Genomic DNA, 15502 nt, shown 5'->3' on the forward strand with positions numbered 1-15502 from the left:
AGATAAAAAAGAGAGCAAAGAAGAAAAATTTTTAGCTTTATTATGAACAGAAAAGAATTCTGGCAGGAATATCCAACGGTGAAAGATCGGTTTATGATCAGTTAAGCCGGGATTATTTCACAGTCAGACATCTTATTGAAAAATTAAAACACAAACTATGAACGAAATAGAAAAGAAAAAAATAAGCAAATTTTTAAGCCTTATTTTGCGGCATCAACCGGAAACTATCGGCTTAAAACTGGATGAAAACGGTTGGGCTGATGTAGAAGATCTCAGAGCAAGATCAGCCACAAGAAGAGTATATTTTACTTCAGCAGAATTGGATGAGGTGGTAGAAACCAATAATAAGAAAAGATTTGCCTTCAATGAAGACAAAACCATGATCAGAGCCAGCCAGGGGCATTCTATTGCTATAGACCTTGCCCTGGAAACACTGCAGCCGCCAGACTTTCTGTACCATGGAACAGCAGAAACCAATATCGCTTCCATACTGGAAAATGGAATTGAAAAAAGAACCCGTCAGCATGTGCACTTAAGTGCTGATAAAGAAACTGCTACGAAGGTAGGCATGAGACACGGTAAGCCTGTGATTCTGACCATCAGAACCGGTAAAATGCATGAAGACGGAATTGAATTCTACCAATCTGCAAACGGAGTATGGCTGACGGATTTTGTAGATGCAAAATATATTTCGAAATAGTCTGGAAAGAATTTCTTAAACTTACCATCTAATGAGCAGGACATTAGTAATAGGAGACATTCACGGAGGGCTAAAGGCCTTACAGCAGGTTTTTGAAAGAGCAGAAGTAACTCATGAAGATAAGCTGATCTTCCTCGGAGATTTTGTTGACGGCTGGAGTGAATCCTCACAGGTCATCAGATTTCTGATAGAAGTTTCCGGAAATCAGGAATGCATATTCATTAAAGGAAATCATGATGCCTGGACCGAAGATTGGCTGGGCTTCGGAAATAGCCCGGATGTATGGCTTTTCAATGGTGGAAAAAGTACTGTAGAAAGCTATGATGATTATTCCCTGGAAGAACTTGAGATTCATCTTGAGTTTTTTCAAAGAATGAAAAATTATTATGTGGATGAAGAAAACCGCCTGTTTATTCATGCAGGATACTCTTCCATGCACGGGCCTGAAAAAGAGGTCTATTCCAGCAATTATCACTGGGACAGGACCCTTTGGGAAACTGCTGTGGCAATGGACCCAAAACTGAAGAAAAATTCAGAATTATATCCCAAAAGATTATTGCTGTATAACGAAATATTCATCGGGCATACCCCAACTTTATATCTTGGGATCAAAACACCCGTCAATAAAGCTAATATCTGGAATATGGATACGGGTGCTGCTTTTACCGGCTCACTTTCCATAATGGATGTCAGTACCAAAGAATACTGGCAAAGCGATCCGCTTCCTCTCTTATATCCTGATGAAAAAGGAAGAAATAATGATCTGGTAAAACCTAAAAACAGATTATAGAATATACAAGGCCTAATAAGATTTTGTGATTTATGAGGCTTTTATTTTTTGTGACCATTTTTTGATCAAAACATTCTATATTTGCCAAAAGCTATTACCGTAATGAAGAAAAATATCTACCAGGAACTAACCAACGAAGACCTGATCAAGAAGAAGAATACATTCAAAGGAGTCTTAATAGGCTTCGGGATAGTCTTTTTACTAGGAATCGTAACATTTATTGTTTTGATTGCTATGAAAGGGGCTAAAGATATTCCCTTTGCTGCATTTATTCCGTTTATTGCAATGCCGGCTACATTTGTGCCTTTAATGATCAATTTAGGGTTAATTAATAAGGAAATTAAGGAAAGAAATCTTTAATGAAACCGGAATAATCTGAGATAAATCCGCAAGTATTTTTTACGTTTTCCTTTTTTGACAGGATCATATTGACTAATTTTAAATCCCGAAAATTATGTCAGCAATGAAATTGAAATATCTCCTGTTTGTTCTAAGTTCATCATTATTATGGGCCCAGAAATCATTTCAGACTCCTTTTGAAAAAGGAAACGGTAATCAGACGGTTACCTATAACGAAATGAATACCTATTATCAGGATCTTGCCAAAAAATTTCCATCAGTTCAATACCTTAAAAAGGGAGAGGATGACAACGGCAAACCTATTTATGTAGTCGTTTACAATCCGTTTCCTGAAAAAGACCTGGAAAAACTTAGAAAAAGTAAGGCCATTCTTTTTGTCAATAACGGAATTCATCCCGGAGAACCGGATGGAATTGATGCAACCATGATGCTGATTCGTGATCTGGCAACCCAAAAGATCAAAACCCCACAGAATTTTATCATCGCTGCCATTTCTGCTTATAATGTCAGCGGAATGCTGAACAGAGGAGCACATTCCAGAGCCAACCAGAACGGACCTGAGCAATACGGCTTCAGAGGAAATGCCCGAAATTATGATCTGAACAGAGATTTTATAAAAGCAGATTCTAAAAACGCCAGAAGCTTTCAGGAAATTTACCAATGGCTGAAACCGGATGTTTTCATTGATAACCATGTCAGTAACGGAGCAGATTATCAATATACATTTACCTATATTTCTACCTTTAAAGAACGTCTGGGAAATACTTTAGGCACTTATTTTTATAACGATTATCAGGCTAAAAACCTTAAAGATATGGAGAAACTGGGGTATGAAAGTACTCCTTACGTAAACATTCACGGAGACGTTCCTGAGGTTGGTTTTGCTGCATTTGAAGATTCCCCGAGATATTCCACAGGATATGCTTCTCTTTTCAATTCTTTAGGAACCGTTCCGGAAACCCATATGCTGAAACCTTATGATAAAAGAGTAGATGCCACTTACAAATACATGCTGGTAAACCTTCAGAATTTAGATAAGGATTATAATAAAATAAAACAGCTCCGTCTTGAGAACCTAAAGCAATATCAGGCAGGGAAGCAGTACGGAATTCGCTGGAAGATAGACTCTACAAAGTATTCAATCATGGATTTTAAGGGCTATGAAGGCAAATACAAACCGAGTGAGGTTTCCGGAAAACCAAGGCTCTATTACGACAGAAACAAACCTTTCACGAAAAATATAAAACTCTTTACTACAGCAGTTCCTACGGGATACATTACCATTCCGAAATATTATGTCATTCCTCAGTCACAATACCGTGTCATTGAAGAGTTCAGACGGAACAAAATCCTGATGAAGCCCATTCAGAAAGACAGTACGCTGGCTGTAGAGTCTTATAAGATCAAAGATTTTAAAACGGTAAAAAATCCCTATGAAGGCCATTATCTGCATTATGAAACTACAGTGGACGCTTCCAGCAGAAATCAAACTTTTTCAGCAGGGGATTATCTGGTTTCTACTGATCAGCCTGGTGTGAAGTATATTATTGAAACCCTTGAACCTGAAGCATTAGACTCTTTCTTTAACTGGAATTTTTTTGATGGAATTCTGGCACAGAAAGAATATTATTCAGCTTATATATTTGAAGATACAGCGGCAGAACTGCTGAAAAATGATAAAAAACTGAAAGATGCCTTTGAAGCGGTAAAAAAATCAGATAGAAAACTGTCCGATAGCGGAGAAGCCCAGTTAGACTGGATCTACAGGCATTCCCCCTATTTTGAAGAAAAAACATTCAGGCAGTATCCTGTATACAGGGTCTTGTAATGTTTTGAAAATGAGTATTTAAACTAAAAAAGACGTTTCGGAGGAAACGTCTTTTTTATATTATTTTGGTAAACCTCTTTTCAAGGCAATTTCTGCTCTTTTAATGGCTACTTTCTCTTTCCAGTCCATATATTTCTTTCTGAAATTAGACTTCATAATGTCATCAAACTTACGCTGTACGGTCAGGTTCCATAAAGAGTGCGCTTTTACCGCCCAAGATTTGTCCCATGCTCTCAGAGAGATGGAGAAGCTTCCGTCCAGATATTTCATCCAGTGCCACCATCCGGTTGGCATAAACAGAGTATCCCCGTGTTCCAGGTAACATTCAATTCCTTCCACCCCATCCAGAGCCGGGAATTTTGTGAAATCCGGGTTTTCAATATCATAGTCTTCCAGTGCATACGTTGCATAAGGAATCTGGTATAATCTTTCTCTCCATTTATAGTCAAAAAGAAGAATATGCTTTCTTCCGTTGAAATGAGTATGGAAAATATGAGCCATATCAATATCAAAATGAAGGAACGTTACCGAACCTTTTCCTCCGAAGAACATATTAGGGTATTTGTCAAGAAAACCTCCCATCAGTTCTTTAGGTGAAATATAATCTTCCAGAAGTTTTGGCGCATATTTTATAGGATCGAAAAGGAATATTCTAAGATCAGTAGGCTCCCGCTGTATAAGATCTATATAATCTCCAAACTTCATTTTGGCTGCAGAAGCATTGATGGGAGCAGATGGATCTGCTTTTGAGCTGTCATATAACGGGACCTCCACATCTCCTACAACCTCCTTCATGTATTCCATCGTCCATTTTTGGTAAGCAGGCCATTTTTTTGCCATATTTTTGATGACAACGGGCCTTCTTGGCTTCAGATATTTTTCGTAGAATTCTTCTTTAGAGATTTCATCTACAACATCTATAGGCTTTAAAATAATTCCCATTTTAATAAATTTATGTTACAAAATTATTAAATAAATATTTACAAACCCGCTGTTTAATTTTTTTTTAATCTATGATTCAAATCAGATTTTATTACTTAGTCTAAATAAAAATATAGATATTGCTATTTATGGAATAAAGATGGGCTTTTATTATACAGATAAAAACAAAATACCCTGTAATAGACTTACAGGGCAAAAACACAAATTAGATGAATGATAATCCATTCTGATACGAATATATTATTTTTATTTAATAGATAAAATCAATATATAGTTGATAAAATTAATAATATGTAGTGAATATCTTATTTTATTTCGAAGCATAGAGATATAATTCAAATTTTAATTTTAAAAATTGACTGTCTTTAGAAAAATTTTTCATAAATAAAAATAATTTCATTTTTCTTCAATGAAATTAAATTACTGATATTTTAAATTTTTATTAAAGCTGTTGTTATAATGGCGTAATCCCTTTTTCACGATAATATTTCCTCCAATGAGTGCTTCTGATAGCTTTCTTAATAGCACAGTTTCGAAAACTTATAACGATTATTTTAGTGATAAGATTTAACCTTCGCCTGCAAAACATATCTTTTTAAAAAACTGTAACGAAAAACCATAATGATTAACTAATTGAACAAATAATAAGTATGAAAAAGAAGATTTCCTTATTTCTGATGCTTTTTTTCACCGTGCTCACTTTTGCACAGAAAACCGTTTCGGGAAAAATCACTGATGATGACGGGATCGCAATACCCAGTGCCAGTGTTACGATTGAAGAGCCGGGTAAAGACGCTATCCTTGCCTATGGAATTACCAATTCAAAAGGTGAATATAAAGTAACCTTTACCTCCGGAGAAGCCAATGTAGACCTTAAGGTAAAAGCATTCAATCAGAAACCCCTTACCAAACAAATCAGCAACAGCGATCAGACCCTGAATTTTAAAATGCAGTCTGAAGCTACAGAAATAAAGGAAGTACAGCTGAAAACCAAAATGATCACAGCGAGAGGAGATACAATTTCCTATGATCTGAAAGCATTCAACAACAAAAATGACAGAACTCTGGCGGATGTCATGAAAAAAATTCCGGGAATTGAAGTTAATAAAGACGGAAGTATTCTTTATCAGGGAAATGCGATCAATAAATTCTATGTTAATGGAAAAGACCTGATGGAAGGAGGCTATGGAACCATTAACAATTCCCTTCCAAAAGATGCCGTACAGAAAGTAGAAGTCCTGGAGAACCACCAGCCTGTGAAAATCCTTCAGGATAAAGTGCCATCAGATCAGGCAGCCATCAATATTAAGCTGAAAAACTCCGTAACCATGACGGGTAGAGGAGAAGTGGGAACAGGTTTCGGGGATCCATGGCTTTGGAATGTAAAATTGACCCCTATGTTTTTCGGACAGAAAAGCCAATGGGTAGTCAATTATAAAACCAATAACATGGGTGAGCAGGTGGAAAATGAAGGGAACATTCTTGCTTTTGGAAGCTCATGGGAAGGAAGAAGAAGCAATATATCACAAAATAACTGGTTGAATGTAGAGAATGCAAGCACACCGGACCTTCCTGTAAAAAGATACCTGATGAACAGCGTACATTATCTGTCTGCCAATTATCTTACCAATATTGATAAGAAAAAAGAATGGGAGCTTAAGGCCAATGCCAACTACACCAATAATGCGGTAGAAAGAGAATCAAACAGCATAACAAGAGATATCCAGCAAGGAACACAATACAGTACAAGATTCCTGAACAATTTTTATACAGATAAGCTGAAAGGAGAATTAATATTTACTAAAAATGCCAAAAAGGGGTTTTTCAAAAATACTACTACTTTTTCTCAATTTTGGAATGCAGACCGGGCTTTTGCAGAAAGAAACGATAAAACGGGATACAGATTGGGAAAAGAAGCATTAGAATCTCCTACTTCCTCTTTCCAGAACTCTTTAAGCACGATTATTCCATGGAAAGAAAAAATGGTTAACTTTAAATCTTATGTCAGCTATCAGGATGACAGACAGACATTAGAAATTACCCCGGCAAACTATCTGCAGTTTCCTTACAGGGATTCGCTTAAAGGTCCTATTAAAACAATAGATTTTACACCGGGAAGTACTGCTTACCAATATTTCAGAATTAAATCTTTAGATACATCACATTCTGCCAACATCAGTTTTTCTTCAAAAGGATGGACATTTACACCGCAGGTAGGATTTGATTTCTCATCAGACCAACTGAATACCAATTTTGACGGAACTACAGTAACTAATTCCCCAGATTTTACAAGCTTAGCTTACGAAAATGATTTGAAGTTTACGAGAATTAATCCAAATGCTTCAGTGGGTATTAATTATAAATCTGAATCATGGAGCCTCTATTCAAGCTTTCCAGTGAACTTCAACAGTATCAAAGCTGAAGATGCCTTCAGAAATGTTTCAAAATCTCTGAATAAAGTAACATTTACTCCTAATATTTTTGTGCAGTATTCATTCGCTTCATTTTTTAAAGCAAGTATGAGTGGTGGAATCAGCAATAACTTCGGAGACATTCAGACGGCTTATGCAGGATATATTCTGACAAGCCCCGGAGGATTTAATGTGATGAATCCTAGCAATCCGATTCCTGAAACCAATACAAAGAACGGAGGAGTAAGATTAGAATACAGAAACCCGTTAAATAATCTGTTTTTCAATTTAGGATATAGACTGAGCGATGCAAAAAATAATTTATTAGCCTCAAGTGCAGTCAATGAATTAGGCTTCAGTGTTATTGAATACATCGAAAGTGAAAATAAAAGAACCAGCAACAGTTTTTATGCAGAGATCGGAAAGTATTTCCCGAAATTCAAAACGAATGCTTCATTAACGTTTAATGATACAGGTTCAAAATCACAATCAAGAAGAAATGATCAGGATATTAATACAAAAACAACAGGAAATACTTTAGGATTTAAATTCAATAATACCTATTTCTCATGGATGAGTATTGATTTCAATATGACAAAATCCTGGAACAAACAAAGTAACGGAATCATTCAGAATGATCTTGGAAAAACGGAAAGTTATACCCATAATCTGAATGTATTTTTCTATCCTTTAGAAAATCACACTTTTGGTTTTTATTGGGATCAGATTAACTCAAAACTAGGACAGACAAAATTAAACAATGGCTTTTTTGATGTTTCCTATCAATTCAGTTGGGCCAAGAAAAAAGTGGATTTTGAATTGAAATGGATGAATATTGCAGACAGAAAAGTATTTGAAAGAATAAATGTAGGCGATGCAACAATTACACAAACAACAATGCAGCTTCGCCCTAGCCAGGTTATGTTTACCGTAAAATTCAACTTTAAATAATATAAAAACCAATCCCGACGGATTGGTTTTTTGTTGAGATATAATATTGATATAGATTTAAACCGGGATTAAAAACTTCTAGCTCATGCTTGCAGCTTCCATCCTTTTAAGTACGTTAAAAACCCTGATAATCAGCAGACGGCCCATAACTTCCCGGCAAAGGAATGTCATTCAAACGGTAGTATACTCCTAATTGCGCCCTGTGATGGGTAATCTGGTTCAGCGCATGCCGTATAGATTCATATTTGGTCCATTTGGCCAGTTCATGGCCATTATGTTTTAAGGCCCAGGTATTATTCAGATCATTCTCCTGAGCATTTTCCAATGCTTCTTTTCCGGCTTTGAAGTTCTGGTCAAGGGCCTGCAGAAGATCTTCTCTTGTAGATAATTGTTTACGCTGGTTATCATTGTTGGCAAAATCAAGTTCAGAAGTGCTGAGCATGGTGTTGGGCCATTCAAAGATCTCCGCAATATGAGTTGAAAGCGGCAGCATTTTCATGCTTTTCTCATGGGGGGCATACTCATTCTTCCCTTCCGGATAAGCTTCAAAAAACTTTCTGGTAGTCTGATACTCGGCTTCAAGTTCATTTTTAAATTGGGATAAGGTGTCCATATTAATTTGTTTTTTTAGAAACTTAAAGGTAAGGTTTTACAAATCGAAAATGTTTTAACGGAATCATAATTTTTGATGCCTGTAAAACTGACAAAAAATAAAATTGAAAAAAACTGTAACAAAAGAACAGATATGATTACTAATTATATAAACTTGCAAAATGAAAAAGCTTTTTTCAGTATTTCTTATCGCACTTTTTGCTTTCGCCGGAGCTCAGGAGCCAAAGGAAACCGCAAACCGTTTCTTTTATGAGCTGACTTTTAAACCTAAGAAAGATTCGGCAAAACTGGATAAGTTAATTACCATTTTGGATATTACTCCTAAAAAATCAATTTATCAGGATTATACAATGCCCGCTCAGGATTCTATTATTAAGGTCCAGATAGACGAAATGGAGAAGACCAAATCCTTTAAGGATATGACCAAACTGATCAAATGGCCAAAATTTTCATATAAGATTATTAAGAATTATCCGGATATGAAAGTGCAGTATGTAGACAGGATCAGCAGAAATCTATTCTCATATGAAGATGATCCAAAATTAGAATGGAATATTTTACCAGAAAAGCAGAAAATTGGAGAATACAATGCTCAAAAGGCCACGACAGAATTTGGCGGAAGAAAATGGACTGCCTGGTTCAGTACAGATATTCCTTTTCAGGATGGACCTTATAAATTTAAAGGACTTCCTGGCTTAATCGTAAAAATCGAAGATGCTGATAAAAACTACTCATGGCAGCTTAGCGGAAATAAAAAAATAGAAAATTATGATGAGTTATCCTATGCCGATAAAATCAATGCTAAGATGGGAATGATGAGCAACACAATAACACCTACAACAAAGGAAAAGTTCCTAAAATCCTATGAAGGATATAAAGCCGATCCTTTCGCTGAATCCAGACCGTTCATGACAGCTGAGAACATGAGCAAACCTATGCCTGGAACTGATGGAACTGTTGGTGATTTTATGAAAAGACTTGAAAAACAGGTAAAAGATTTCTTTGGTTCTAATGACAATCCAATAGAAAAAGAGCAAACTTCCGACAAGAAGAAAAAATAAGCATTCATATCAACTAAATTATATTTCAAATCAACCCGGATACAGCAATGTGTTTGGGTTGATTTCTTTTATACCGAAACGTTATTTAGATTAAATTTAAATAGCGTATATTTGCATCACTAAAAATTAGGCTTTGAAAGAGAAAGGATTACATAAATTAAGTGGATTTCCCAAAAACAAAACGGGGAAGATATTGGGATATGATAATGACCATCTGAAAATGCCCAATAAAATCATTGAAATGGGGCTTCTTCCGGAGACCGTTTTCAGGATTTTGTACCAGGCCCCGTTCAATGGGCCTATGTATGTAGAGTTTGGGGCGGAGAAAAGCCGGATTGCTCTTCGTGAGGAAGAAGGAGATTATATCATTGTTGAAGAATTGAATTAATGCAGGAAAACAAGAAAAAACAGATACTTTTAGTCGGAAATCCCAATGTAGGAAAGTCTACCGTTTTCAATTCGCTTTGTAACAAAAAGCAAAAGACCGGAAACTATGCCGGGGTTACCGTAGCAAGCCATTCAGGGAACTATGTATATAAAAATGAGGAAATTGAAGTTATCGATCTTCCCGGTTCTTACAGTGTATATCCAAGTTCGGAAGATGAAGCTATTTTTTCCAAATATCTGATCGATGAGCAGAAAAACTATGCGGGAGTTGTATATATTCTTGAAGCATTAAGCTTAAAAAGAGGCCTTCTTCTGTTCCAGCAGATTCAGGATCTGGGAATCCCGATGATTCTGGTTGTCAATCAGATCGATCAGGCTGAGAGAAGGGGAATTACTATTGATATTCAGAAATTTTCCGAATCATTAGGCATCAGGATCATTCAGACCAATGCCAAAGAGCAGATAGGAATTGACGAAATAAGAAATGCCGTCCACAACAATGAATTTGTAAAAACAGATAAAATTTCATTTGAAACCCCGAATGAACACAGGGATTTTATCCATAAACTGGCCTCACACAAAGGTTTTGATAATGAATATAAAGCCTGGATGAGCGTTTCATTGGGTACTGATCTCGGAAGACTGGAAACCGTTATGGAACAGATCCATGATGCTGAAGCTAAAAGTTTGGTACCTAAAAGGCTACAGGTTCAGGAAACCGTGAGGAGATATCAGAATGTTGATAAAATATTGAATAATGTTATTTCCAAAAAACCACAGTTTAAAGAACTCCTGACCGAAAAGCTGGACAGGGTTTTAGTACATAAATTCTGGGGGTATGTGGTCTTCATGGCAATCCTTCTCATTATTTTCCAGAGTGTATTCTTCCTGGCAGAATATCCGATGAGCTGGATTGAAGATACATTCTCATGGCTCGCTGCTTTTACTAGTGAACATCTTCCGGAAGGGCCTGTCAATTCGTTGATTTCCAATGGGATCGTTCCGGGAATCGGAGGTATTGTTGTATTCGCCCCTCAGATCGGAATTTTACTTTACTTCCTTTACTTGTTGGAAGATTCAGGATATATGGCAAGAGTAGTCTTCCTGATGGACAGATTGCTCCGCCCGTTCGGACTTAACGGAAAAAGTATTGTTCCGCTTGTTTCAGGAACAGCCTGTGCAATTCCTGCCGTAATTTCAACAAGGAATATTGAAAACGTCAGAGAAAGATTGCTGACTATACTGGTCACACCGTTTATGACCTGTTCCGCCAGACTTCCGGTATACAGTATCATCATCGGTCTGATCATTTCAGAAGGAACATTCCTGGGAATCAAATACAAAGCTTTGGTTTTAATGGGAATGTATCTGCTTGGTTTCCTGGTCGCATTATTTTCAGCAGCCATCCTTAAAAGATTTATCAGAAATAAAGGAAAAACCTATCTGGTAATGGACCTTCCAGCCTATAAAAAACCACTTTTCGGATACGATTTTAAAATGGTTTTAGGGAAAGTATGGGACTTCATCACCGGAGCAGGGAAAATCATTTTCATTGTAAGTATCATTATCTGGTTCCTGAGTTATTTCGGACCGAAACAGAAAGCAGATGAGTTTGTAGCTTCCAATGTTGAGCTGGATCATTCTTATCTGGCAAAAATGGGGAAAGGAATAGAGCCTGTTATCGCTCCGCTTGGTTACGACTGGAAAATGGGGGTGGGAATTCTTACCAGTTTTGTAGCAAGAGAAGTTTTTGTAGGAACCATGTCTACCCTATACAGTCTGGAAGATGATGCTCCGGAAGTAAAAGTAATTGATAAAATGAGAAGAGATGTAAAGCCGAACGGTGAAAAAGTCTTCAGCTTTGCAACAGGAATTTCCGTACTTCTGTTTTATGCATTCGCAATGCAGTGTGTTTCCACGCTTGCAGTAGTCTACAGAGAAACCAAAAGCTGGAAATGGACCGGCTTTCAGGTGGTCATGATGACAGGTTTGGCATATTTTGTGTCGATGATAGTATATCAGATTTTAAAGTAATGGACTCATCATTAATCTTTCAATACGTCATTATCTTATTGGTAGTAGCATTCGCTTGTTACTCACTGTTTAAGGTATTAAAAAAGAACTTTGCTCCAAAGAAATTCAGTTCTAAAAGAAGCAGCTGCGATAAAGACTGCGGCTGTTCTTAACATACTTGTCAGCAGATAATTGAAAAAAATGTAGTATTTTCATTTTTTTAATTTAAATTATTCGTTTTGAATTTCTTTAAAGCAGGATCTGTTGTATTATTTTCTTTATTTACGATTCTGGGAAAAGCTCAGACTGATACCTTAAATACCAGGTCTTATGCAGACCAGGTCATGATCCGTGTCAATCTGGATACCAACATCGAAAGCTATACCTTTACACAGGGAGAAGATGAAAATGCGGAACAGACCACTCTTTCCATTAATAACAAAACAAAAACCTCCCTTTCACTCGACTACAGGATAATAAGTGCTACGTTATCATTTGCCCCAAAAATTTTCAACAGAGATGATGGGCTTAAAGGGAGCAGCTCTTATACCGATTTCAGTTTCAGGTTTTTCCCGGGAAGATTCATTCAGAATGTTTATTATAAAAATGTAAGAGGCTTTTATATTGAAAATATGAAGGATCTTTTTCCCAATTGGCAGGAAGGAAGAGACCCTTATATCCAGTTTCCGGATTTGAGGGTTCAAAGCTTTGGAGGAACCACCTCCTATATTCTCAAAAAAAACTTTTCAGCAAGAAGTATCTATACCCAGGGTGAATGGCAGAAGAAGAGCAGTGGAAGCTGGGTTCCGTTTCTGGATTATGACCTTACGATTTTCAGAAATAAGATCGATGACGTAAAAACCAAAGAATTCCAGTACAAAATCGGAGGGAATATAGGATATTTCTATAATTGGGTTATTGGGAAAAATGTAAATATTGCCCCTTATCTGACTTTGGGCCTTGGAGGGAAATTTTCCAGCTATCGTAATGCCCAGAACGAAAACGCCAGAGAAACAGCTCAGTACATCACGGTCAGAATGGAAGGAGGTCTGCATATAGGCTATAATACCGATCGTTTTCTGTTTGGCGGAAGAATGAATTTCAATGCGTACGCTTATGAGCAGAAAGATAACCGCACGGTGGAAAACAACAACGTATATGGCTTACTGTATATCGGTTATCGGTTTGCCCCTCCGAAAGTCGTAAAAAACACTTATGATAAAGTTCAAAAAAAGATCCCTGTCCTGTAAGTTGAAGTCTTTTTAAGTATCTTTGTTTCGGACAAATTATTATAGTAACAACAAAGCAATATAAAAACATAATGTCGTTAATAAAATCTATTTCAGGAATTCGCGGAACTATTGGCGGAAAAGTAAATGATAACTTAACTCCACTTGATGTGGTAAAATTTGCTTCCGCATTCGGAACCTGGCTTCAGAATAATAAAAATAAAAAAGACCTCACACTTGTTATCGGAAGAGATGCAAGAATATCCGGTCAGATGGTTTCCTCATTAGTTACTGCCACACTGCAGGGATTGGGAATCAACGTTGTGGATCTCGGATTGTCTACTACGCCAACCGTTGAAGTAATGGTACCAGAACTTAATGCAGACGGAGGAATCATTCTTACCGCTTCTCACAATCCAAAACAATGGAATGCCCTTAAACTTTTAAATGAAAAGGGAGAGTTCATCAGCGGTGAAAACGGAGCTGAAGTACTGGCTTTGGCAGAAAGCGAAGATTTTAATTATGCAGAAGTAGATGATCTTGGAAAGTATGAAACAAGGGATGATGCTTTTGATATCCATATTCAGCAGATCCTTGACCTGCCAATGGTAGATGTAGAAGCGATCAAAGCTAAAAATTTCAAAGTGGTGCTGGATGCCGTGAATTCTACAGGAGGAATTGCGATTCCGATGCTGTTAGATAAACTAGGGTGTGAAACCATTAAATTATATTGTGAGCCAACAGGGCATTTCCCACATAACCCTGAGCCTTTGAAGGAACATTTGGGCGATATCTGTGAATTGGTAAAAAAAGAAAATGCAGATTTTGGAATCGTAGTAGATCCGGATGTAGACAGATTAGCCTTAATTGATGAAAAAGGAGAAATGTTCGGAGAAGAATATACATTGGTAGCTGTTGCAGATTACCTTTTGAAACATAAAAAAGGAGCTGCAATCTCTAACCTTTCTTCAAGCCGTGCTTTGAGAGATGTAGCCCATACTCACAATTCAGAATATTTTGCCAGTGCTGTAGGAGAGGTTAACGTAGTTAATTTGATGAAAGAAAAAAATGCAGTGATCGGAGGAGAAGGAAACGGCGGAATCATCTATCCTGATCTGCACTACGGAAGAGATTCTTTAGTAGGAGTGGCTTTATTTCTAACGCATTTAGCCAAAGAAAATAAAACAGTTTCTGAGCTTAGAGCAGGATATCCAAGCTACTTCATGGGTAAAAAGAAAATAGAACTTACTCCTGAGATTGATGTGGATGCTATTTTAAACAAAATGGAACAGGAATACCAGAATGAAGAAGTTTCTACCGTAGACGGTGTTAAAATAGACTTCGAAAACAACTGGGTTCACCTTAGAAAATCCAATACAGAACCAATTATCAGAATCTATACAGAAGCAAAATCTCAGGAAGAAGCTGATAAACTTGGAGATGATATTATTGCTAAAATCAAGAGTTTAATTTAAATAAATCAAAAAGAACGGAACCGGTAAAGCTCCGTTCTTTTTTTATACCAAATGTTTGAACACATCAAAAACAGGTTCCCTTTTCCCAAAGAAAAATGGCGGAAATTTCTTGCCGGTTTCGAGCGTATGGAAATTCCTGCCAAAACTTTGCTGCTAAAAGAAGGAGAAGTTTCGTACAATGCTTTTTATATTGAAAAAGGAATTGTAAGAGCATGGTATAATAACGATGGTAAAGATGTTACCTTCCAGTTTTTTCTGGAAAATACAATGTTTTCTTCCCTTGAGAGTTTTAAAAAAGGCCTGCCGAGCATGGTTTCATTTGAGACCATAGAACCCTGTATCCTCTACAAAATCAATAAACCTGATGTAGATGCTTTCCTGGAAGAGGTCTACGAAAATCCTGAGCTCAGAAACCTCTTTATGGATGCCCTTTTTGAAAGAGTATTCGACTACATGAAACACTTCTTTTCATTCATTAAAGACACTCCACAGCAGCGATATCTGAATCTGGTTAAACATAAGCCCGAAATTATTAAAAGAGTTCCCCAGCGCTATATTGCTTCCTATCTCGGGATTACGACCGTACATCTCAGCAGGATCAAAAGCAAGATATTGAAAGAGAGGCTGGAGTAGGCTGGAAGGAAGAAATTTAAAAAGAAACTGCATAAATTCTGACTCATCTTAAACGCAACGTTCGCAAATATAATATGTACTGTTGAGAATGTTCGCAAAGGCGTTCCACT

Annotated in this window: 13 protein-coding genes; 11 read left to right on the forward strand and 2 right to left on the reverse strand. The window is 36.9% G+C overall.

Annotation, left to right across the window (positions count from 1 at the left end; all coding sequences use genetic code 11):
• Positions 1 to 157 precede the first annotated feature (157 nt).
• The 4 genes from ACTJJF_RS13840 to ACTJJF_RS13855 all read left to right on the forward strand — a co-directional run bounded on the left by ACTJJF_RS13840 (position 158) and on the right by ACTJJF_RS13855 (position 3678).
• A complete protein-coding gene (locus ACTJJF_RS13840; protein WP_440700022.1) occupies positions 158 to 700 on the forward strand; it encodes an RNA 2'-phosphotransferase in 543 nt (180 codons plus the stop codon).
• 31 nt (positions 701 to 731) lie between these two features.
• Positions 732 to 1490 (forward strand): metallophosphoesterase, encoded by a 759-nt coding sequence (locus ACTJJF_RS13845; RefSeq protein ID WP_440700023.1) that lies wholly within the window; start codon positions 732 to 734, stop codon positions 1488 to 1490.
• Positions 1491 to 1592: 102 nt separating this feature from the next.
• Positions 1593 to 1850, forward strand: coding sequence for a hypothetical protein (locus tag ACTJJF_RS13850; RefSeq protein WP_440700024.1), 258 nt, complete (start codon positions 1593 to 1595; stop codon positions 1848 to 1850).
• Between the two features lie 103 nt (positions 1851 to 1953).
• The gene (locus ACTJJF_RS13855) at positions 1954 to 3678 is read left to right on the forward strand and encodes a hypothetical protein (protein WP_440700076.1); all 1725 of its coding nucleotides are present in this window, start codon (positions 1954 to 1956) and stop codon (positions 3676 to 3678) included.
• Positions 3679 to 3738: 60 nt separating this feature from the next.
• On the opposite strand, the gene ACTJJF_RS13860 is transcribed toward ACTJJF_RS13855, so the two are convergent.
• A complete protein-coding gene (locus ACTJJF_RS13860) occupies positions 3739 to 4620 on the reverse strand; it encodes a cupin-like domain-containing protein (RefSeq protein ID WP_312297566.1) in 882 nt (293 codons plus the stop codon).
• A gap of 650 nt (positions 4621 to 5270) precedes the next feature.
• On the opposite strand from ACTJJF_RS13860, the gene ACTJJF_RS13865 reads away from it, so the two are divergent.
• Positions 5271 to 7982, forward strand: a complete 2712-nt coding sequence (locus ACTJJF_RS13865; RefSeq protein WP_440700025.1) for a hypothetical protein — start codon at positions 5271 to 5273, stop codon at positions 7980 to 7982.
• A gap of 115 nt (positions 7983 to 8097) precedes the next feature.
• Here the strand turns inward: ACTJJF_RS13865 and ACTJJF_RS13870 are convergent, their stop codons facing one another.
• Positions 8098 to 8595, reverse strand: coding sequence for a DinB family protein (locus ACTJJF_RS13870; protein WP_312297569.1), 498 nt, complete (start codon positions 8593 to 8595; stop codon positions 8098 to 8100).
• Between the two features lie 160 nt (positions 8596 to 8755).
• Between ACTJJF_RS13870 and ACTJJF_RS13875 the strand changes: the two genes are divergently transcribed.
• The 6 genes from ACTJJF_RS13875 to ACTJJF_RS13900 all read left to right on the forward strand — a co-directional run bounded on the left by ACTJJF_RS13875 (position 8756) and on the right by ACTJJF_RS13900 (position 15392).
• Positions 8756 to 9655, forward strand: coding sequence for a GLPGLI family protein (locus ACTJJF_RS13875; protein ID WP_440700026.1), 900 nt, complete (start codon positions 8756 to 8758; stop codon positions 9653 to 9655).
• Positions 9656 to 9788: 133 nt separating this feature from the next.
• Entirely contained in the window at positions 9789 to 10043 is a 255-nt protein-coding gene (locus ACTJJF_RS13880; protein ID WP_312297573.1) for a FeoA family protein, read from the forward strand.
• The gene (gene feoB / locus ACTJJF_RS13885; RefSeq protein WP_312297575.1) at positions 10043 to 12076 is read left to right on the forward strand and encodes a ferrous iron transport protein B; all 2034 of its coding nucleotides are present in this window, start codon (positions 10043 to 10045) and stop codon (positions 12074 to 12076) included. The genes ACTJJF_RS13880 and feoB overlap by 1 nt, the downstream gene beginning before the upstream one ends.
• Positions 12077 to 12294: 218 nt before the next feature.
• Positions 12295 to 13305 carry a DUF4421 family protein gene (locus ACTJJF_RS13890; protein WP_312297576.1) on the forward strand — a complete coding sequence of 337 codons (1011 nt, stop codon included), beginning with the start codon at positions 12295 to 12297 and terminating at the stop codon, positions 13303 to 13305.
• Between the two features lie 71 nt (positions 13306 to 13376).
• Positions 13377 to 14759 carry a phosphoglucosamine mutase gene (gene glmM, locus ACTJJF_RS13895; RefSeq protein ID WP_312297578.1) on the forward strand — a complete coding sequence of 461 codons (1383 nt, stop codon included), beginning with the start codon at positions 13377 to 13379 and terminating at the stop codon, positions 14757 to 14759.
• A gap of 51 nt (positions 14760 to 14810) precedes the next feature.
• Entirely contained in the window at positions 14811 to 15392 is a 582-nt protein-coding gene (locus ACTJJF_RS13900; protein WP_440700027.1) for a Crp/Fnr family transcriptional regulator, read from the forward strand.
• Positions 15393 to 15502 lie beyond the last annotated feature (110 nt).

The sequence above is a fragment of the Chryseobacterium sp. 22458 genome (genome assembly GCF_052044975.1).
Lineage (GTDB): Bacteria > Bacteroidota > Bacteroidia > Flavobacteriales > Weeksellaceae > Chryseobacterium.

Coding starts and splice junctions, on each gene's coding strand:
- ACTJJF_RS13870 (WP_312297569.1), bottom strand. CDS start 8,595: ATGGACACCTTATCCCAATTTAAAAATGAACTTGAAGCCGAGTATCAG.
- ACTJJF_RS13855 (WP_440700076.1), top strand. CDS start 1,954: ATGAAATTGAAATATCTCCTGTTTGTTCTAAGTTCATCATTATTATGG.
- feoB (WP_312297575.1), top strand. CDS start 10,043: ATGCAGGAAAACAAGAAAAAACAGATACTTTTAGTCGGAAATCCCAAT.
- ACTJJF_RS13865 (WP_440700025.1), top strand. CDS start 5,271: ATGAAAAAGAAGATTTCCTTATTTCTGATGCTTTTTTTCACCGTGCTC.
- ACTJJF_RS13845 (WP_440700023.1), top strand. CDS start 732: ATGAGCAGGACATTAGTAATAGGAGACATTCACGGAGGGCTAAAGGCC.
- ACTJJF_RS13850 (WP_440700024.1), top strand. CDS start 1,593: ATGAAGAAAAATATCTACCAGGAACTAACCAACGAAGACCTGATCAAG.
- ACTJJF_RS13875 (WP_440700026.1), top strand. CDS start 8,756: ATGAAAAAGCTTTTTTCAGTATTTCTTATCGCACTTTTTGCTTTCGCC.
- ACTJJF_RS13900 (WP_440700027.1), top strand. CDS start 14,811: ATGTTTGAACACATCAAAAACAGGTTCCCTTTTCCCAAAGAAAAATGG.
- glmM (WP_312297578.1), top strand. CDS start 13,377: ATGTCGTTAATAAAATCTATTTCAGGAATTCGCGGAACTATTGGCGGA.
- ACTJJF_RS13860 (WP_312297566.1), bottom strand. CDS start 4,620: ATGGGAATTATTTTAAAGCCTATAGATGTTGTAGATGAAATCTCTAAA.
- ACTJJF_RS13840 (WP_440700022.1), top strand. CDS start 158: ATGAACGAAATAGAAAAGAAAAAAATAAGCAAATTTTTAAGCCTTATT.